Source organism: Bartonella senegalensis OS02 (genome assembly GCF_000312545.1).
GTDB lineage: Bacteria > Pseudomonadota > Alphaproteobacteria > Rhizobiales > Rhizobiaceae > Bartonella > Bartonella senegalensis.
Genome location: NZ_HE997542.1, coordinates 95,749 through 117,753, shown reverse-complemented (window position 1 = coordinate 117,753; position 22,005 = coordinate 95,749). Strand labels below are relative to the sequence as shown.

Annotated in this window: 12 protein-coding genes and 1 pseudogene; 4 read left to right on the top strand and 9 right to left on the bottom strand. The window is 38.0% G+C overall.

Annotation, left to right across the window (positions count from 1 at the left end; all coding sequences use genetic code 11):
• Positions 1-52 precede the first annotated feature (52 nt).
• Positions 53-1,843: an aspartate--tRNA ligase gene (aspS, locus tag BN200_RS06285; protein WP_019221699.1), complete on the bottom strand. Its 1,791-nt coding sequence runs from the start codon at positions 1,841-1,843 to the stop codon at positions 53-55.
• Positions 1,844-1,977: 134 nt separating this feature from the next.
• Between aspS and rnd the strand changes: the two genes are divergently transcribed.
• Entirely contained in the window at positions 1,978-3,132 is a 1,155-nt protein-coding gene (gene rnd / locus BN200_RS06280; RefSeq protein ID WP_034989271.1) for a ribonuclease D, read from the top strand.
• Between the two features lie 847 nt (positions 3,133-3,979).
• Here rnd and ppx read toward each other — a convergent pair.
• Positions 3,980-5,491, bottom strand: a complete 1,512-nt coding sequence (gene ppx / locus BN200_RS06275; protein WP_019221697.1) for an exopolyphosphatase — start codon at positions 5,489-5,491, stop codon at positions 3,980-3,982.
• 6 nt (positions 5,492-5,497) lie between these two features.
• Positions 5,498-7,679 (bottom strand): annotated as a pseudogene (locus BN200_RS06270) (RNA degradosome polyphosphate kinase).
• 274 nt (positions 7,680-7,953) lie between these two features.
• Between BN200_RS06270 and BN200_RS06265 the strand changes: the two are divergent.
• Together BN200_RS06265 and BN200_RS06260 are read left to right on the top strand one after the other, a co-directional pair.
• The gene (locus BN200_RS06265; RefSeq protein ID WP_019221695.1) at positions 7,954-8,193 is read left to right on the top strand and encodes a zinc-finger domain-containing protein; all 240 of its coding nucleotides are present in this window, start codon (positions 7,954-7,956) and stop codon (positions 8,191-8,193) included.
• A 37-nt stretch (positions 8,194-8,230) separates the two neighbouring features.
• Positions 8,231-9,463 (top strand): FAD-binding protein, encoded by a 1,233-nt coding sequence (locus BN200_RS06260; protein WP_019221694.1) that lies wholly within the window; start codon positions 8,231-8,233, stop codon positions 9,461-9,463.
• A 458-nt stretch (positions 9,464-9,921) separates the two neighbouring features.
• On the opposite strand, the gene dnaE is transcribed toward BN200_RS06260, so the two are convergent.
• Positions 9,922-13,410 carry a DNA polymerase III subunit alpha gene (gene dnaE / locus BN200_RS06255; RefSeq protein ID WP_019221693.1) on the bottom strand — a complete coding sequence of 1,163 codons (3,489 nt, stop codon included), beginning with the start codon at positions 13,408-13,410 and terminating at the stop codon, positions 9,922-9,924.
• 412 nt (positions 13,411-13,822) lie between these two features.
• On the opposite strand from dnaE, the gene recG reads away from it, so the two are divergent.
• Positions 13,823-15,931, top strand: a complete 2,109-nt coding sequence (gene recG, locus BN200_RS06250; protein ID WP_019221692.1) for an ATP-dependent DNA helicase RecG — start codon at positions 13,823-13,825, stop codon at positions 15,929-15,931.
• A gap of 427 nt (positions 15,932-16,358) precedes the next feature.
• Here the strand turns inward: recG and glmS are convergent, their stop codons facing one another.
• From glmS to BN200_RS06225, 5 genes are all read right to left on the bottom strand, one after another.
• On the bottom strand, positions 16,359-18,182 hold the full coding sequence (gene glmS, locus BN200_RS06245; RefSeq protein ID WP_019221691.1) for a glutamine--fructose-6-phosphate transaminase (isomerizing): 1,824 nt from the start codon (positions 18,180-18,182) through the stop codon (positions 16,359-16,361).
• Positions 18,183-18,354: 172 nt separating this feature from the next.
• Positions 18,355-19,701 (bottom strand): bifunctional UDP-N-acetylglucosamine diphosphorylase/glucosamine-1-phosphate N-acetyltransferase GlmU, encoded by a 1,347-nt coding sequence (glmU, locus tag BN200_RS06240; protein ID WP_019221690.1) that lies wholly within the window; start codon positions 19,699-19,701, stop codon positions 18,355-18,357.
• Between the two features lie 16 nt (positions 19,702-19,717).
• A complete protein-coding gene (locus tag BN200_RS06235) occupies positions 19,718-20,506 on the bottom strand; it encodes a cytochrome c biogenesis CcdA family protein (RefSeq protein ID WP_019221689.1) in 789 nt (262 codons plus the stop codon).
• A 46-nt stretch (positions 20,507-20,552) separates the two neighbouring features.
• A complete protein-coding gene (locus tag BN200_RS06230) occupies positions 20,553-21,572 on the bottom strand; it encodes a hypothetical protein (RefSeq protein WP_019221688.1) in 1,020 nt (339 codons plus the stop codon).
• 12 nt (positions 21,573-21,584) lie between these two features.
• Positions 21,585-21,908 carry a HesB/IscA family protein gene (locus BN200_RS06225; protein WP_019221687.1) on the bottom strand — a complete coding sequence of 108 codons (324 nt, stop codon included), beginning with the start codon at positions 21,906-21,908 and terminating at the stop codon, positions 21,585-21,587.
• Positions 21,909-22,005 lie beyond the last annotated feature (97 nt).

The window sequence follows — 22,005 nt, the reverse complement described above, 5'->3', positions numbered from 1 at the left end:
CGCAGCAAAATAAAGAAAGCAGTCATAATACTAAGACTCATAAGCAACTTTACTAACAATTTTTTGCAATAGGAGCCATTCGTATCCCTAAATCACGCAATTGCGCAGAAGAAACGTTAGAAGGAGCACTCATCAAAAGATCAAGCGCTTGCTGATTCATAGGGAATAAGGCAACCTCACGTAAATTTTTAACACCCTGTAAAAGCATAATAATACGATCAACCCCCGCAGCCATACCACCATGCGGTGGAGCTCCATAATGGAATGCACGATAAAGACCACCAAAACGATCCTCTACCACCTCTTTAGAAAGACCAGCAAGATTAAAAACCTTGAGCATCATTTCTGGAGAATGATTACGAATTCCACCCGAAGCAATCTCATAACCATTGCAAACAAGATCATACTGAAAAGCCTTGAGAGTAAGAGGATCTTGACACTCAAGAGCATCTTTTCCACCTTGAGGCATTGAAAAAGGATTATGTGCAAAATCAAGCTTTTTCTCATCTTCATTCCATTCAAAAAACGGAAAATCAACAATCCACGCCAAAGAGAAACAATCTCGATCAACAAGATTTAATTCTTCCCCTACTCGAGTACGTGCAGTTCCGGCAAAAGATGAAAATTTCTTTGGGTCTCCCGCAACAAAAAAACAGGCATCACCACTCTCAAGTCCAAGCTGCATACGAAGTGCTTCAGTCCTTTGTTCACCGATATTTTTGGCAATAGGACCAGCTCCTTCAAACTTTCCTTGTTCTTCACGCCAGAAAATATAACCAAGTCCTGGTTGTCCTTCACTTTGTGCCCATCCATTCATACGATCACAAAAAGCACGACTTCCACCCGTTTTAGCTGGAATAGCCCATACCTGAGCTTTCTCATCATTCGCTAAAATTTGAGCAAAAACTTTAAAACCAGAATCATAAAAATGCTGAGAGACATCTTCCATAATGATAGGGTTACGTAAATCAGGCTTATCCGAGCCATATTTTTGCATTGCTTCCTCATAGGAAAGACGAGGAAAGCTTTGTGTTACAGGCTTTCCATTTGCAAACTTTTCAAAAAGAGAACGCATAATGGGTTCCATCGTTACAAAAACATCTTCCTGTTCAACAAAACTCATTTCAACATCTAATTGATAAAACTCCCCTGGAAGACGATCAGCTCGCGGATCTTCATCTCTAAAACAGGGAGCAATTTGAAAATAACGATCAAAGCCTGACATCATCAACAATTGTTTGTATTGCTGAGGCGCTTGTGGCAAGGCGTAAAATTTTCCCTGATGAATACGACTTGGAACCAAAAAGTCACGTGCCCCTTCTGGTGATGAAGCTGTCAAAAGCGGTGTCGTAAATTCTGTAAAACCATTCTCTTGCATAGAGCGTCTGATAGCAGCAATAATTTCAGTACGGCGCATAATATTCTTGTGCATAGTTTCACGACGTAAATCAAGAAAACGATACTTCAATCGAATATCTTCTGGATAATCAGGTTCGCCAAAAACTGGTAAAGGAAGCTCATCAGACTTTGAAAGAATTTCTACGTCTTTCGCAAAAATCTCAATCTCACCTGTTGGAAGAGATGTATTAATAACTTCATCAGAACGCGCACGCACTTCCCCATCTACACGAATGACCCATTCAGAACGCACTTTCTCGATAATTTTAAAAGCTGGAGAAGCAGGATCAGCAACAATTTGTGTGATTCCAAAATGATCACGCAAATCTATAAAAAGGATTCCGCCATGATCACGAACACGATGAACCCATCCTGAAAGACGCGCTTTTATTCCTACATCACATTTACGAAGAGCAGCGCAATGATGACTGCGATAACGGTGCATAGTTTTTGCCTTTGATTATAATAACTCACATGCGCTACAAACGCTTTTTAACAACCATTTGTCAAGATATGAGGACAAAGACTTTAAAAAAAAGTCAAGAAAAGACAAATTTAAATTTATCTGGTTATAATAGAATGATGAAACTTATTACACAAACAACAGATCTTGAAATTGCACTTGCTACTTTACGCAGTTCCGATTTTGTAACAGTAGATACCGAATTTATCCGCGAAACAACTTTTTGGCCTCAACTGTGTTTAATCCAGCTTGCATCACCAGACGCGACAGTTCTGATTGATCCAATATCACAAGATATTGATCTAAAACCTTTTTTTGATCTCATGACAGATAAAAAAATTGTTAAAGTTTTTCACGCTGCACGCCAAGATATTGAAACGATTTATCATCTTGGAGGTGTCATTCCCTCTCCTCTTTTTGATACTCAAATAGCAGGATCAATCTGCGGGTTTGGCGATTCTATCTCTTATGATCAAATCGTACAACGCTGCACGGGGCATCAACTTGATAAATCATCCCGTTTTACAGATTGGAGCTGTCGACCTCTTTCTGAAAAACAATTGCTCTATGCACTTGCGGATGTGACCTATCTAAGAGATGTTTACCTTTTATTGAAAAAACAACTCGCAAAAAATAAACGTACCCACTGGATGGATGATGAAATAGCTATCCTTTTAGCACCTAAAACCTACGATATGCCAGAAGATGAAGCATGGAAAAAAGTGAAAGGAAAAATTAAAAAACCACGTGAACTTGCCGTATTACAAAAAATAGCAGCTTGGCGTGAACGTAAAGCACGACACTATAATATTCCACGTCGCCATCTCATAAAAGATGAATGTCTCATCGAAATCGCAACCCAACAACCCAAAAATGAAGCTGACTTAAAACGTTTGCGCAGTCTGAACAAAAATTGGGATAAATTCTCAATTGCACACACATTAATCAAAGCTGTCCACGAAGGCTTAGAGGTTGATCTTGCGACTTTACCTGCTCTTCCTAAATATAATCCACTTAATGAAACATCATCTGCCGTTCTTGATCTGCTCAAAGTGTTATTAAAACTTGTTGCGAACGAAAATGGCATCGCACCGAAAATTATCGCAACTTCCAATGACTTAGAAAAAATCGCAAATGGATGTATAAAAAAAAATATTCCCGCTATGAATGGTTGGCGCTATGAAATATTTGGTCAAAAAGCTGAACAAATGCTAAAGGGTAAGATAGGATTTTATCTGAGCAATGGAAAAATAAACACCAAACATCTTTAATTTATAAAGAAAATTGCCTCTGTTTATCTTTTGATAATTGATGCAATAAAATTCTTCTAAAGAGGTCCATTTTTCTTTTTCACTATAAAATTGGCTCCAGCTTAAACGAGCAAGACTTTGCGCTTTCATCTGCAAAATGAATCACTGCTCTTTAAAAGATACAGAAGAGTTTAAAAAAATCGAGCACTCTCATGTTAGAAAATATGCCATTCATTTTTCTACATCAATTGGGAGTGCACGTAAAAATTGATAAAAGTCATATAAAGAAGATAAATAACAGTTGAATATTTTAACATTCAATCAATTATTCAAGAATGACAAATAAATGTTAGTCAAATCAGAAGACTAACCTTAGTAAAGAACAGAAATCTAGAAAAATAAAAAGCTTTTAATTTTAAAATAAAAATGAGAAAAAAATTTATAAAATAGTTTACCCTATCATAAAAAAACAGCCGCTTGGTGTGAAAACAAAGCATGAAAATATAAAATGGCAAGATATTGATTTATAAGGATAATCCATTGTTATGTTGAAGTAAGAGTCTTAAATATCATAAGGATTATCTCATTTCAAATCTGTATGTATTCAATCAATGAAGATCACTTGGTTTGCGCGCCACAAATAGAGCTTAGCGTGTAAAAGAAAAACACTAAAAAAAAGATAAAAATGGTTTTTATGAAGTATCTCACTGTAAGAGTTGTAGCAACATTCCACATCACCATATCTGAAAGATAAATGCCCCCTCAAAATTGCAACAAAACCACCACAAAATGAATTTGCAGAATAACGAAAATACAGGAGCAAGAGAGGTATACCATTATAGGAGAGACTCATTTGAGGAAAAAAGAATCAGAAAGTCTCAAAAGCAAGAGGCTGCTTTATTATTTTTGACAACTTTTTCAACCGTGTGAGAGGACGTTCTCCCAATAAATCAGCGTAACACACTGGAATATGTAGCACAACATGATCTCTTTTTTTATGCCACGATAAGTGTGGGAGAACTCCTATGGTAGAAGCGCTAAAAAGATGAGCAATACGCATAACTTCACCAAGAATACGTGCTTTTTCGATTATATTTTTGCTTGCGAGTTGAAGAATAGGAAGAGATTTTTTATCAATAAGTGAGCTGGTATTGCGAAAAAAAACAGCAAGTGCAGCGTAAGCACGCCCCTCATGAGAAATTCCTGGATAAGATCCCAGTGCTATCTGATGGGCCACCTCATTGCCTCGATAATCGGGATGAATACGCCAACCAATATCGGCAAGAAGACAGGCTGCTTTACGGTAACGACATTCATTTTCAGTTTCTGAAATTCCAAAAACTTCAAAGGCATTGGTTGTGAAATCAATCAGTTCTTCTGCCTGTTTTGGTGAACGTGCTCGTAGAATAGCCATTTTTGTACATGCTGCAATGAGAGGATCAGAAACACGAATTTCTTGCGGTAATCTTGAATAAAGAAAACCTTCACGGACCCCAGCTCCAGAAAAGATTATTTTTCCAAACCCGATACAGCGAATAAGTTCAATAAGAACAATTGCCCCATAAGACAAAAGTTGACGACGGTTTTTTGAAACAGCTGAAATTCCTTTAATATTATCAATATTGCCGCTTAAGACAAAACGCAAGAAATCTTCCATTTCACCTGCATCAACTTCATAGCCATGCATAACCGGTAGCCGATAATGTTTGGTTGCCATATGGAGTTTTGCCAAATTACGCCAAGTTCCTCCAACTGCATAAAAACAATGTGCCATGCTTTTACGAACAACAGCAGATTTACCAAACCACTCATGAGCAATTTTTGCAGCAACAGCAATATCATTATTCGACATATACTGTAGACGTAATCCTCCTAATGGTAAAGTTATCCCCTCACCGACATCAGCATTATCAATATCAACAAGTTCGAGACTCCCCCCCCCAAGATCACCGGAAATACCCTTTGGTTGATAAAAAGTCGAAATAACACCATAAGCAGAATAAACAGCCTCCTCACTCCCCGAAAGAAGATGTATTTTATTTTGTAAGATATTTTCAGCATTCTGAATAAAAACTAACCCGTTTTTTGCTTCTCGCGCTGCTGCTGTTGCAAGAACATAAACTTCATCTGCTCCAATCTGTCGACAAAGTGCACGAAACCGTTTCAGTGTCTGCAGCGCCATATTCATCGAATTTTCTTCTAAAAATCCAGTTTCTGCAACGCCTTGACCAAGTCCACAGAGAATTTTTTCATTAAATAAAACCGTTGGTGAACGAACAAGCCCCTCATAAATAACAAGCCGAACAGAATTTGACCCAATATCAATAACAGCGATAGGCTTACACCCTTTTAGCCGACCTTGAGCGTTGATATATGTCATTGAATTTCAGTCTTTATATAGTTCGACTTTTCTGCTGATACAACGCAACCAAACGTGAAGCAGAAGACTTAAAAGACCTTTCGCTTCTTGAAAGACCTGATTCGATCATAAAATACTCCTGCGCATCAAATGGGCTTTCACCCTTTTGCGGTATTATACGTTTTGATGTTCCATCACTTAATATATCAAAGCTTTGTTGATTATCAATGATATTCGCGAGCATAATTTGTAAAAGAATTTGTTGACGAATCGTTTTATCAAAAACTGGAACCAATATTTCAACACGGTAATCGAGATTGCGAGGCATCATATCAGCGGATCCGAAATAAACAACGGCATTCTCACTGGGTAAATCTGCACCATTGCCAAAACAAAAAATGCGACTATGTTCAAGAAAACGCCCTACAATTGACTTCACACGAATATTATCAGAAATGCCTGGAATACCAGGACGCAAACAACATATGCCCCGCACCACTAAATCAATCTGCACACCCGCTTGACTAGCACGATATAAAGCATCAATAATTTCAGGATCAACCAATGCATTGACTTTTATCCAAATAGCAGCAAGCCGTCCTTGGCGCGCATTGTTAATTTCTTCTTCAATATGCTGCAAAATACGACCACGCAATGTTAAGGGTGAAAAAGCAATCTTCATGGCTTCACTTGGGCGCACATATTCAGCAATATAATTGAACAACAATGCAACATCATGAGCAATATCATCATCATTGGTAAAAAAGGAAAGATCAGTATAAACTTTAGCATTAATGGGATGGTAATTTCCCGTTCCAAGATGAACGTAAGAGCAAAGGCGTTTTCCTTCACGCCGCACAACGAGAGACATTTTAGCATGTGTTTTTAAAGCAATAAAACCAAAAAAAACTTGAACGCCTGCACGCTCAAGATCACGTGCCCAACGAATATTGGCTTCCTCATCAAAACGTGCTTTAAGTTCTACCAAAGCGGTCACTGACTTACCCTGTTCAGCAGCCTCAATCAAAGCACCAACAATAGGGCTATCATTTGACGTACGATAAAGCGTTTGTTTAATTTCTATAACATCAGAATCACGAGCAGCTTGACGTAAAAACTCTACAACAACATCAAAGGATTCATAAGGATGGTGAATCACGATATCATTTTGACGAATAGCTGCAAAACAATCGCCCTTATGCTGACGAATACATTCAGAAACACGAGGATGATAAGGAGCAAACTTTAGGTCATTGCGTGGAATAGAAACAATTTCTGAAAGCATATTAAGGGCCAAAAATCCATCAAGAACATTGATATAATGATCAGGAACAGCAAGACCCTTGGTGATAAATTGGCGCAAATGCATTGGCATTTTTGCCTCAAATTCAATCCGAATAACCTGCCCACGACGCCGCCTTTTAAGTGCAGTTTCAAAAAAATGAACAAGATCTTCAGCCTCTTCTTCTACTGCAATATCACTATTACGAATCACCCTAAATGTACCAATTCCCTCAATTTCATAATCAGGAAATATACGAGGTATAAAAAGGCTTATAACATCTTCACAAGCAATAAAACGAAGACGATTGTTCTCTTGAGGAAGAAGAACAAAACGCCTCAAGACCGTTGGGAGTGGCAACAACGCTATAAAAGAGTTTTGATCAGCACAGCGAGATAATTGAACAGCAATGGAAAACCCTAAATTAGGAATAAATGGAAAAGGGCAAGCAGGATCAACAAACAAAGGTTTTAAAAGAGGAGAAATTTTATCAAGAAAATATTTTTCAATCCATGATTTTTCAACTTCTGAAAGCCCAGCAGAACAAATAATTTCAATATCATTTTGTTTTAATTCATGCCGTAAAACACTCAATTCTCGTAGTTGGTTATCCTGCAAACGCGAAATTTCAGCTAATACAAAATCAAGCTGCTCCTGCGGTGTACGACCATCTGCACTGCGTGTTGTAACTCCAGCGCGAATTTGAGTAGCAAGTCCAGCAACACGAACCATAAAAAACTCATCAAGATTTGTTGCTGAAATTGAAAGAAACTGTAGTCGCTCTAATAAAGGATTCTTTAAATGAGCAGCTTCCATTAAAACACGATTATTAAATTGTAGCCATGAAAATTCTCGGTTAATAAACCGCGCCGGATTCTTCATTGTGACATCCGATAAAGAAATCTGATCTGCAATCGTTTTTTCCATATATTCTAGATATTTTTCCTTGTATATTCTCCAAAATTTTGATGAAGAAATATATCATATAACGCTTTACGATATGTTACCGTAATCACAAAGTTCCAATTCTCCTCATGATATTTATTTTCACATTTTAAAACTTTTGCACTTATTTTACTCCTATAGACCAATATCCTAAAAAGCTCCTTGCATTATTATACGCTTTATCACAAACTAATGGATATAAAATAGATAGTCCAAATCATGCCTTATTAGGCAATTTATCCGGAGTTTGTACAGCATGGCTGATCATAATATCCCCCATTTCCAAAATGATCTTGGATATAAAATAATCGAAATTGGTGTAAAAGAGTTTATGTGTGTAGGTGCTACACAACCATTCGACCATCCCCACATCTTTATTGACATGGGATCAGCTGATGAAAAAATTTGCCCTTATTGTTCAACGCTTTATCGTTATGATCCCTTGCTATCATACGATCAAACAAAGCCTAAGGGATGTTTATATAACCCTAAATAATGTCTGCTCTTCTTTTTCAAATGCAAGAAAGTAACTCATGGACCAATCACCAATCATCGTTGGAGGTGGTATTGCTGGTTTAAGCTCTGCCTTGGCACTTTCTTATAAAGGAATAGCAAGCACCATTATTGAAAAACGTACACAGCTTGAGAGTGTAGGTGCGGGTATTCAGCTTACTCCAAATGCGACGCACATTTTTGCACGTTGGGGCATTCTGAGCAAACTCACAGAAATGGGTATAACCCCACAATTTCTTCAATTAAGAGATGGAGTCTCTTTAAAAACACATCTGCACGTTGATCTTCTTAATTTATCAGAAAAAAATTGGAAATCCCCTTACCTTATGATTCATCGAGCGGATTTACAAAAAGTTTTACACAAAGCTGTTATAGAAAATCCTCTTATCAAATACAAAACAGGTGAAGCTGTTGTAGCGTCTACACAAACTACAAACAGCATTCACATAAAAACAATAAAAAAAGACGCAGCAACGAAAACAGAACACCACCAGTCTTATTCAACATCTCTTCTAATTGGATGCGATGGAGTTTGGTCAACATTACGACAATTGGCTCCTTTTCATGAAAAAGCAAGTTTTAGTGGCTTTATTGCTTGGCGTGCAACAACAGAATTTGAAAATCTTCCCAAAAGCTTTCGTTCTGTATTACAAAATAGAAAGACAGTTACTGCTTGGATGGGACCTAAAAATCACCTTATCATCTATCCCATTCACGCATCAGAAAGACTTTTTAATTTTGTAGCCATTACACATGGAAAAAATGTAAAAGAAGGATGGGCACATAAAGGAAAAAAAGAAGAGCTTAAATCTTTATTTAAAGGTTGGAATCAGAAAATTTTGCAAATCTTTGACCCTATAGATGAATGGAGCTATTGGCCGCTATTTCAAATGAAACACAATCGTTTTTTAGGTTTAGAACGACAAGTCTTTGTTGGTGATTGTGCACACGCAGCCCTTCCTTTTGCAGCGCAAGGTGCAGCTATGGCAATAGAAGATGCCGCAACATTAGCAGAAGTCCTTTCTCTTAAAGATTTACCCTTAATGAAAGCCATTTCGCTATACGAAAAAATACGCAGGCCTCGCATTACAGCAGTCAAAAAACGGGGAGATTTTAACAGAATAGCCTACCATGCAACTGGTCCCCTAGCGATTGCACGTAATTTTATCATGAAAATTCGTACAGCAGAAAACATTATGTCGAGTCTGGATTGGCTTTATACCTATGATGCGATGCGCCTAACAAAAAAGTGAAAAAAATATATGGTCAAAAAATGATAAAATTTAAAATTCTAAATTGCTTTTGGTTCTTACGAGCGATGTCTTGAATTTCTTAAATGTACACTCATAACATCTATAAACAAATGCCAACCTTGTATTTAAAAACATCTACCATTGCCTCTACTCTGATACGAAAACAATTGATAATTTTTATATTCACTCCCCCTATTGGTCAAACCAAGATCATACAATTTTTTTATAATAGAATAAGAGTGCATGAGACAGAAAAACATTGTGAGATCAGACTGCTTGAGATTGCATGGATGTCGATAATACAAAATTAATAATTAAGAGGACACAAGTTGCTCCTCACTGATCTCAAATAAAAGAAAGATTTTTTTAAAATCGACAGGCTAATTCAAAGCTAAATTTTAAATCACCAATGCAACAAAAATGCTCCTTAAATAAGCAGTTACTTCAGAGCTCTTGATTTAAGTTAACTCCACATCAACAACACCCTGAATTGATTTCAGAGTATTTGCCACACGCGAGTTTACTTTGTATCGCTTTGAAAGCGCAATTTCGACTTCTCGTAATCCATCTTCTTGAATCAGAATAAGCGCTACTTCTCCATTTCCACCAAGGTTTAAATTTTGTTCAATTTGTGGAAGCATATCAACTGTTTTGATAAAAAGACGCATCATTTTATGATGCTGTGCAGCTTCCTTTTCCAAAGATTGAGCCGTCTCAAGTCGCAAACTAATCCCCTCAGAGCGATTTTCTGCACTCACCGTAATGATAAAAGATTTCCCGAGTTCCAGTATCTCCTCATAATCCGAAAGCGCCTCCGAAAAAAGAACTGTCTCATACTGTCCGCTCGTATCAGAAAAATGAATAATGCCCATTTTCTTACCAGATTTTGTTTTACGCACTTGTTTTGCCACAACAGTTCCAGCTAACCTCGCAGCAGTTGCACCAGCTTTAACGGCATCAGCAAAATTAACCCAACTCTGAATACGTTTTTTAACAAGAATAGCTTGATATTCATCGAGAGGATGAGCAGAAAAGTAAAAACCTATTGCTTGAAATTCTCGATGAAGTTTTTCAGCTAGTGACCAAGGAGAGGCTTGTGATAGAATCAAAGGCTCTTTTAATACACTGGTTATTCCAAATATATCAGTCTGTCCGCTAGAATTATTCTCGAGAATGCGAAGTGCACGCGCATGAAGAGTTCCAAGACTTGCCAATAAAACCTCACGTGCAATATTAAAACAATCAAAAGCACCAGCACAAACCAAACTTTCCATTGCACGCTTATTAACAATACGCGGATCAATACGCTCACAAAAATCTTCTAGATCCTTAAAAACCTTATTTCCACGACAAGCGACAATATGATCAACAACCGCTTCTCCCACACCTTTAATGGCAGCAAGAGAATAATAAATACAATTATCACCAACCTCAAAAACACGATGTGATGTTTGTACACAAGGTGCAACAACTTCAATACCCAACCTTAATGCCTCACGCCGAAAATCATTTAATTTTTCGGTATTCATCATATCATAGGTCATGGAAGCGGCTAAAAACTCAACGGGATGGTGTGCTTTCATATAAGCTGTTTGATAAGAAATAATCGCATAAGCAGCAGCGTGCGATTTATTAAAACCATAATCGGCAAACTTTGCTAAAAGGTCAAAGATAACATCAGCCTGATCCTTATCAACACCACCAGCAACAGCTCCATTCACAAAGCGTGTACGCTGTTTTTGCATTTCTGCGTGGATTTTTTTCCCCATAGCCCGACGCAATAAATCCGCTTCTCCAAGCGAATAACCAGCAAGCACTTGAGCAATCTGCATCACCTGTTCTTGATAGACAATAACGCCTTGTGTTTCTTTAATCAAATGATCTATTTTAGGATGAATAGAAGCAATTTCCTCTTCCCCGTGTTTGCGTGCATTATAGGTTGGGATATTCTCCATCGGACCAGGACGATAAAGCGCAACAAGAGCAATAATATCTTCAATACGATCTGGTTTCATGCCAATAAGCGCCTTACGCATACCAGAACTTTCAACCTGAAACACGCCAACCGTTTCACCACGTGCCATCATGGCGTAAGTCGCTTCATCATTGAGAGGGATATTTGATAGATCTATTGTGATACCTTTTCGTGCAACAAAATCTACCGCCATCTTCAAAACAGTCAGCGTTTTTAATCCAAGAAAATCAAATTTTACCAGCCCAGCCTGTTCAACATATTTCATATTAAATTGTGTCACAGGCATATCGGAACGAGGATCACGATACATTGGGATAAGCTCTGAGAGTGGCCGATCACCGATAACAATGCCTGCCGCATGGGTTGATGCATGACGATAAAGTCCCTCCAACTGAAGCGCTATATCTAATGTGCGTCCAACAGCGGGATCCTTTTTCTTTTCTTCTTCAAATTTTGGTTCATCCTTAATAGCATCAGCCAATTCAACTTGGCTTCCAGGCGCAGCAGGAACCAGCTTTGTAAGATAATCCACTTGACGATAAGGTACTTCTAAAACACGCCCAACATCACGCAATACCGCACGTGCCTGCAATTTACCAAAGGTAATAATTTGTGCGACTTGATCACGACCATATTTTTTTTGAACATAACGAATAACTTCTTCGCGCCGTTCTTGACAAAAGTCGATATCAAAATCTGGCATAGAAACACGATCTGGATTGAGAAATCTTTCAAAGAGAAGAGAAAAACGCAATGGATCAACATCGGTAATCATCAATGCATAAGCAACAAGCGAACCAGCACCAGAGCCACGTCCTGGACCAACCGGAATATCATGGACTTTTGCCCATTTTATAAAATCCGAAACAATAAGAAAGTAGCCAGAAAATTGCATACGCGTAATAACTGAAATTTCATAATCAAGCCGCTGCTCATAATCTGTAATTGCGTATCCTTCAGCTAATCCAATTGTTTTAAGTCGCGTTTTTAAACCAGCTTTAGCCTGATTTAACAGTTCTCTATCTTCTTCTTCTAAACTAAATTTTGCATCAACAGATTGCTCTATAAAACGAGGCAAAATTGGTTTTCGAGTTGGCGTAGCAGTATGACAACGCAAGGCAATCTCAACGCTGTTTTCTAAAGCTTCTGGAAGATCAGAAAACAGTGCAACCATTTCATCTTGTGACTTTAAATAATGATCTGGTGTCACACGTTTGCGATCTGGATTAGAAACAATTTGCCCTTCTGCAACTGCCATCAGTGCATCATGGGCTTCATACCCTTCCCTATTCAGAAAAAAAGCTTCATTTGTTGCAACAAGAGGAATTTCATGTGCATAAGCCAGCTCAATAAGTGCAGCTTCTATTTTTTGATCAAAAGAGCCATGCCGCTGTAATTCCACATAAAGGCGATCAGCAAAAATCTTTTTCAAATAAGTTAAGCGTTCAACAGCACGCTCATTTCTCTCTTCTGCCAAAGAAAGATTAATAGGCCCCCCTTTCCCGCCAGTCAAAGCAATGATTCCTTCATTCTGCGATAACAGCCAATTGGCTTTGATATGGGGAGGATCAGTATCGCATTTATCAAGATAAGCACGACTAACAAGACGAACCAAATGAGCATAACCGATTTCACTAGCAGCCAACAAAATAAGAGAGCAAAAATCGGAAGGATGACGCCATTTAACTAAACGCGGATTATCATTTCCATCTCCAAAGTCAATTGTAAGCTGACAACCTATAATAGGTTGAATCCCATGCGAAAAACAATATTGCGAAAATTCTAAAGCACCAAATAAATTATTCGTATCCGTAATCGCAACCGCTGGTGTACGATCTGAAATAGCATGTTGAATAATTTGTGGAATTTTTAAAGCCCCTTCAAGCAATGAATAAGCTGAGTGTACCCTCAAATGAATAAAGCGAGGAAAAGATTGTTTTTCATCCCGTATTTTATTTTTATCTTCTGACACTCTGAAAATTTCCCACTACAAAATAGATGCCAAATAACAGCTCTCCTCCTTCTCACAAGAGAGAACATTTTTACCCATCATATTCAACTTAAGACTTCCGCTCCTGAGAAAGGCAAGACATTTCAATTTTATTTATATTGCATATTAGACATCCATCAAGAAAATATCTAAAATCATAACAAAGAAACGCACAAAAATAAAAAGGAGAAAATTTTATAGAATAAATAAAATAGTACGAATACGAGCACTTTTCCTTTTATAGTGTTACTGTATCCATTCTTTAAAGCTTCACTTTTATGCTTAAAACTCAAACTATCAATAAAGCAACTTCCCCTATGATATTCAGTGTGTTATCCTCAAAAAACTCTTTTAAAACACTGGAAAAAACAAAAAGAGCCGGCTAAATTTGCTTATGATTCCAGACCTTATTCGTCCTCTTTTTACCTCTGTACGCACTCTGCCAAGAATAAGCCCCAAGATATGTGGCTTACTTGCCAAAGTCTTAAACATTAGCGCTACACAAGGTGAACCAACCATTCTTGACCTTCTTCAGTTAATGCCTCATTCCGTTATAGACCGTAGAATGCGGCCCAATATTGCTTTTGCACAAGAAGGGAACACCGTAACTCTTGAAATTATTGTTGATCAACATCATCCACCTCCCATTGGCCGTAACCGATTACCATACCGTGTTAGCGCTCATGATCAAACAGGAAAAATAAATTTGGTGTTTTTTCATGCCCAGTCCGTTTGGCTAAAAAAACAACTCCCAGAAGGAAAAAAAGTTATTGTATCCGGTAAAGTTGAACGATTTAACGGACAACTTTCTATGGTACACCCCGATCATATCGCTCCAACTGAGCAATCAAACCAGATGCCCTTGATCGAACCTATCTACCCTTCTACTGCTGGACTATCAGCAAAAACGCTAAGGCGTACAATACAAAACGCCCTTGAATATGTTCCTCTCTTACCAGAATGGATAGGGGAAAGCGTCAAAAAACAGCAAAATTTTTCTTCTTTTTCTGTTGCTTTACGTCGCATCCATGCCCCCATTGATCCCGATGATTTAATTTTAGAAAGTACAGCACGCAAACGTCTTGCCTATGATGAATTGCTCGCTTGTCAATTAGCTCTTGGGCTCGTGCGTTTGAAAACTAAATCTCTTGTAGGAACCTCTCGACCACCAACAGGAACTTACACTGAAAAATTGTTAAAAACTCTCCCTTTCGAACTTACAAAGGAACAAACAAAAGCAATAGAAGATATTGCCAACGATCTTGCTTCACCAGAACCAATGTTAAGGCTTCTACAAGGTGATGTAGGGGCAGGCAAAACCATTGTTGCATTCATGGCAATGCTACAAATTGCTGAAAATAGAGGACAGTCAGCTTTAATGACCCCCACAGAAGTTCTTGCCAGGCAACATTTCGCAACAATTGCACCTCTTGCTGAAAAGATCGGATTGCAAACAATTCTTTTAACCGGACGAGAAAAAGGCAAATTGCGTACAAAGATCTTGAACGATATTTTATCAGGCCAGGCCTCTCTTATTATCGGAACCCATGCCCTCATACAAGATAATGTCACTTATCATAATCTTGCTTTAGCCATTATTGATGAACAACATCGTTTTGGGGTACATCAACGCCTTGCTCTTACAGCAAAAGGTCATAAACCGGATATGCTGGTAATGACCGCCACTCCAATTCCACGTACATTAGTCTTGACAGCTTTTGGTGATATGGATGTTTCCAAAATTACTGAAAAACCAATAGGACGACAACCAATTACAACAGCAATACTTTCTTTAAAACGTATTGACGAACTCATAGAACGAATTGCTATTGCCTTAGAAAAAGGTGAAAAGCTCTATTGGATTTGTCCTTTAGTAGAAGAATCGACAACTCTTGAACTCACTTCCATTGAAAGTCGTTTTGCTATGCTCCAAGAGCGATTTGGAATCTCTGTTGGTATGATACATGGAAAAATGTCGACGGATGAAAAAGAAGCAGCTATGGCATCTTTTAAATGCGGTAACATACGTATTTTAGTTGCAACTACGGTCATTGAAGTAGGAGTAGATATTCCAGATGCCTCGATCATCATCATCGAACATGCAGAACATTTTGGGCTTTCACAACTGCACCAATTGCGTGGACGTGTTGGACGAGGAGAAAAAAAATCCTCCTGTATTTTGCTCTACAAAGATCCATTGACAAAAATGGCTGCAACACGCCTTAATATTATACGGAGTACAGAAGATGGTTTTAAAATTGCAGAAGAAGACTGGCGTTTGCGAGGAGAAGGAGAGCTTTTAGGAACACGACAATCTGGTATGCCTGAATTCCGCATAGCAAACCTTGCAGTCCATAGTGATCTTTTATCACTTGCAAGAAGAGAAGCACGTTTATTTTTACAACGCGATCCTCACCTTTCTTCAGAACAAGGACAAGCTTTACGTTTGCTCCTTTATCTTTTCGACCACGACGACGCTATGCGCCTACTACGAGCAGGATAACAAAAAAACAATTCGATAGAAATTAAAACCTTAAATATTTACAATAGAACATTGATTATAAAGATAATTTATCATTTTTCCTATTAGATTCTCTCCGAATATTCTAAGATTTTTCCATCTCAAATCCCCTTATATTAAATCAATAAAATTCACTCAACCGCACATCATAAACAGAGTTGGCATGTGAAAAAAAATATTTAAAATAAAGAGTAAAGAGATCTTTTATAAATTGTTGCCTCTTCACGCATTCCCTCTCTTTTGTGACATGCACAAAAAAACATCTTTTAATTCTAAAACAGGAAGGGAAAAATAGGAAAATGTTCCTGTCTTTAATGTCCTCATTCAAGAAGGAAAGAAATAAATCATCATTAATCAATTAATTTTTTATCTTCTTAATCATTTTCCCAAAGTTCCAAAATACCTCTTTTCACTCAACAGTGACTGATTTTGCTAAATTACGCGGTTGATCAACATCGGTTCCTAGTAAAACAGCTGTGTGATAAGCAATTAACTGAATGGGTAAAGCATAAATAATAGGCGCAATAAATTCTGGAATATTCGGCAAAACAATCGTTGACAAAGTATCAAGATGAACTGCCTCTGCCCCTCTTTTATCAGTTATCAAAATAATACGACCATTGCGCGCTGCTACTTCTTGCATATTAGAACAAGTCTTTTCAAACCACCGATCATAAGGTGCTACAACAATAACAGGTAGTGCATCATCCACCAATGCAATCGGCCCATGTTTTAACTCACCCGCTGCATAACCTTCTGCATGAATATAAGAAAGCTCCTTCAGTTTAAGCGCGCCTTCTAACGCAATTGGATAAGAAGTACCACGCCCTAGATAAAGAACACCTTTTACATTTACTAAATTGCGACAAATCTGTTCAATTTTATTATCTAGCTTTAAAACCTCATTGAACATCCTAGGAACTTCTGCCAATTGCTGAACAAACTGATGTTCTGATTGCTCTGAAAGGGATCCACGTTGCTTAGCAGCATCAAGCGCCATTGCAGCAAGGGTAGCCAATTGACAAGTAAAAGCTTTTGTTGAAGCCACACCAATTTCTGGACCTGCTCGTGTTGGTAAAACAAAATCAGCCTCCCTTGCCATTGTTGATTGCTCAACATTGACAATTGTTGCTGTTTTGACACCATGTTCGCGACAATAACGCAAAGACGCCAATGTATCAGCTGTTTCACCAGATTGAGAGACAAACACCGACAAAACATCAGAATTGATAGGAGGTTCACGATAACGAAATTCTGAAGCAACATCATTATCAACACTTAAAGCAGCAAAACTCTCAAACCAATAGCGTGCAACTAAAGTTGAATAATAAGCTGTTCCACAACTCGCAAAGAGTATCCTCTTAATTTTCTTCCAATCAATCAATTTTTGAAACGAGCGAACCGTATAATTGCCAAGATCAAGGTAATGCGCCAAATTATGAGAAATAACTTCAGGCTGTTCAAACATTTCCTTGTGCATGAAATGGCGATGATTTCCCTTAGAAACCAATAAAGCCCCTTCAAATAAGGGTGTAATAGAGCGTTTTACCGGTTGATTGTCTGCATCGTAAATTGTTACACTTTCCCGTGTTAGAACGGCCCAATCCCCATCTTCCATATAGCTGACGCGATCTACAAATGGAGCCAACGCAATTGCATCAGATCCGACAAAAAACGCATCTTTTCCATAGCCAATTGCCAGCGGAGGACCAGAACGAGCAGCAATCATAAGATTGTCTTCACCTTCAAAAATAACAACAATAGCAAAAGCCCCCCGCAATCGTTTCCAACTTGTGCGTATTGCTTCTTGCGGAGAAAGACCTTTTTTCAACGCGCGCGTAATTAAATGAGCAATGACCTCTGTATCCGTCTCTGTTTCAAAGCTATAACCATCCTCAATGAGTTCTTTTTGCAATTCTACAAAATTTTCAATAATACCATTATGAACAATCGCAAGCCGTTCCGTTACATGAGGATGAGCATTCCGCTCCACAGCAACTCCATGCGTAGCCCAACGCGTATGACCAATCCCTAAATTTCCTTTTAAAGGCGTTTTCTGTAATTTTTCTTCTAAATGAACAAGCTTCCCTTCAGCCCGTACACGATAAAGACGCCCATTATGAACTGTTGCGATACCAGATGAATCATACCCTCTATACTCAAGGCGCTTTAACCCCTCAACCAAAGAGGATGTAACACATTTTTTTCCAAGAATTCCGATAATCCCACACATTAAAAAGCTCCAACTTATATCTGAGATTTATATCATCTCATAAAACAATTAATTATCTTCCTTCAAAACTCTCAGATATCAAATAAATCATATAGATATGCAGGGAATATCTAAAAAGCCCCTTACAAAATTTTAGATCACCATAAAACAAAGAAAAATAGCGTAAAAATGATCACTTTTTCTGTTGATTTTCTGATAAACGTGCACGCAATTTCGTTGCATAATCCCTTTTCGTCACTTGTCGTGCACGCCCCAAAGCTATACTGTTCACAGGAACATCCTCAGTGATCACACTGCCTGAAGCGATATAAGAGCCATCTCCTATCATTAATGGAGAAACAAGTGCGGAATTAGATCCGATGAAAGTGTGATTACCAATCATAATTTTATGTTTATGAAATCCGTCATAATTGCAAGTAATAGTTCCAGCTCCAACATTGACCTGTGCTCCGATTTCTGCATCGCCAATATAACTCAAATGATTAATCTTGGAGCCTTTTCCTATTTTAGCTTTTTTGACTTCACAAAAGTTTCCAATCTTTACCGATCCTGCCAACTCTGTTCCAGGTCGCAGACGTGCATAGGGTCCAATTCGCGCATCTGTACCAACCACAGCACCCTCTAGATAACTAAATGCATGAATAACTGCACCAGAGTGTACTCTCACCCCTAATCCAAAATAAACATTTGGCTCAATTATAACACCAGGTTCAATCTCTGTATCATAAGAAAAATAAACCGTCTCTGGTTTAAGAATTGTCACACCAGCCAACATTAAATCGCGCACTTTCCGTTTTTGCCACAAAGCATCAGCTTCAGAAAGTTCAAAACAATTATTAATCCCAACAATATTTTCAAAAGGCACTTCAACAATACGAATATCTAATCCTTCACATGCTGCAAGAGAAACAATATCTGTGAGATAATATTCTTGCTTCGCATTGTTATTACCAACCTTCTCTAAAAGAGAAAGTGCATGCTTTCCTTGAAGAGCCAATATCCCACCATTACAAAAAGAGAGCTTTTTTTCTTCATCGCTCGCATCTTTTTCTTCTACAATTGCAATAAGTTTACCATTTTTCTCAAGCAGACGCCCATAACCGGTTGGATTTTGAGCCCGAAAACCAGCAACAACCACATCTGCTCCAGTAGCAAGTTGTGCACGAATTTTCAGCAATGAATCTTGCTCAATCAAAGGAGTATCACCAAAAACAATAAGCACATCATCCACCCCTTTTTGCAGAGCTGCGCGAGCAGATAAAACAGCATGTGCCGTTCCTAAACGCTCTTTTTGTTCAAAAATCATTGTATTTTTTACAAATGACTGAACAATTTCAGTGACATCCTTAGCCCCACACCCCACAACGACTGCTAATTGTGAAGCACCGGCGAATTCTATTTGTTTTATGACGTGGCAGATAAGCGGCAATCCAGCAATTTTATGAAGCACTTTAGGAAGCGAGGATTTCATACGCGTCCCCTCACCTGCTGCAAGAACAATAGAAAGACAACTTCTCATCACAAAATTCACCAAACTAACGAGAAAATCCTAAAAAACTCATAATATCATGCCAATGAACAGCTTCAATCTTATTCAACGAAGGATAATGTTCCAAAAGCCAAAATGAAAAATCCTGCATAGAACCTGTTAAAAATAAAACACCCGTAACAATCAAAAAAATACCAATAATTTTTTCAACTTTCCCTAAATGAATACGAAAAGCTCCTAAAAATCTCATAAAGCTGCTTGAGAATAAAGCTGCCATCAAAAAAGGTACACCAAGACCTAAAGCATAAACCCCTAAAAGAACAGCTCCCTCACCCACGGTTTCTTTTGTTCCAGCAAGTGTGATAACGGGTCCTAAAATCGGACCAATACAAGGTGTCCAACCAAATGCAAAAGCTAAACCAATAATGTAAGCGCCTAAAGGACCAGAAGGCGTTTTGAGCGTTTGAAAACGTGCTTCACGAAATAAAAAAGCAATTTTTAAAAGACCCAAAAAGTTCAAACCAAAAATAACAATAACAATTCCAGCAGCGAGTGCAAACCAATCACGATAATAAGTAAGAAACTTTCCAATTGTGCTTGCACTAGCACCTAAAGCAACAAAAACGGTTGTAAACCCCAGCACAAAGGTAAGAACAGAAGATAACAGCGCCCACCGTATAAACACTCTCCCCTTAGGGTTTTCTGAACGAAAATCATCAATACCAATACCTGCCATATAGCACAAATAAGGAGGAACTAACGGCAAAACACACGGTGATAAAAAAGAGAGTGCACCAGCAAAAAATACACCAATTGTCGAAATTTCTACAACCAAAACTCTCTATCCGCTTTCCATAATAGTTTATGCACATGCACAAGCATTAATCGATTTCTTCATTAATTTGTTGCATATTTTGTGCTTTCGCCACCACATTTATATCTTCATCACGGCCAGAAACAACCGAAAAAACCTTTTGATAAATTTGATCTTTATTTTTAGCAACTGCAATATACTCCCCCTCAGCTAACACCAGCGAAACATAAGCACCAACTGTTTCGTAAATGATATCACCAGAATCATTGGTGATAGACCAACTTGTATCGGCAAGCGCTTCTCCTCCTTCTTGCCGTACCAATCTTAAAACGATTTGAGCTGCCTGATGTTCAAGAGTGACTTCCGTAATTTTACCGGCATCCACTTGGATATCCGAACGAACAACAGCATTAATGGAACCATAATGGGAAGCAACATGATAGCGACCAGCTTTCAAACGTACAATAGAATGAGGTTTAATATTTGATAGAATCACACCCGTATCATCGTTTTCTTTCTCATCCTCATAGATGGTAAAGCGTAACTCCTTTTCATTAACTGCACCATTTAATAATGTAGCATTTAAAATAATACCACCAGCATCAAGATTAAAATTTTGAACAAGGCTCTTTCCATTTTCTAAGTTTACATGGCGCAACGCACTTGCATGACCAAAGGAAACATGAACAAGATAACTTCCTGGTTCTAAATCAAAACGTGCGCTCCCCCCCTCATAAGTTGCAATCAGTGGTAATTTATTATCAACCCCTAGGATAGGAGCATACACCCGCCATACAAGTCCTTTTACAATATTTTCACTGCTATTTGTTAACCGAGCATGCAATATGAGTTGGGTCTGAGAAACTAAATTTTCTTTTTCAGTGTTTTGAGATTTTAAAATAAAACTTCTTGATTGTTCTTGTTGACGCTTCTGCTCTCCCCCTTCCTGAGAAAAAGCATGATGACTCCAAATCACTGAAAGAATAAATGTCACGCCTAACCACAAACATCGGCGCCATATTTTTGTAAGAATAGCCATTTCTGCATTGTTGACCAAAGCGATAATCTTTTCAAGAAACAATACCACAAAGTCACCATTCTAAATCGAAAAACTTACACCGCAACCGCATGATGAAACAGCATTGGGATTATGAATTTGAAAAGACTGCCCCATAAGATCATCAACAAAATCAATCTCAGCCCCTTCCATGAAGGGAAGCGAGAGTAAATCAATAAGGACAATCGCCCCATCTTTTTTCAAAACAAAATCATCTTCACCTGTTTCAGAAACCAAATTATATTTATAAGAAAAACCGGAACACCCACCACCTTCAACGGAAATCCGTAATCCTATTTTATCCGGTTCACTAGAAAGTATCTGTGCAATCCGTTTAGCAGCTGCATCTGAAATATTCACGCCCATTTTATATATCCTTGCATTAAACTATCAAGAAAGAGTATTCTCAATAAAAAGGAATTTATTCATAATAAAAAGCAATCTCAATTTAAATTTAGGATGA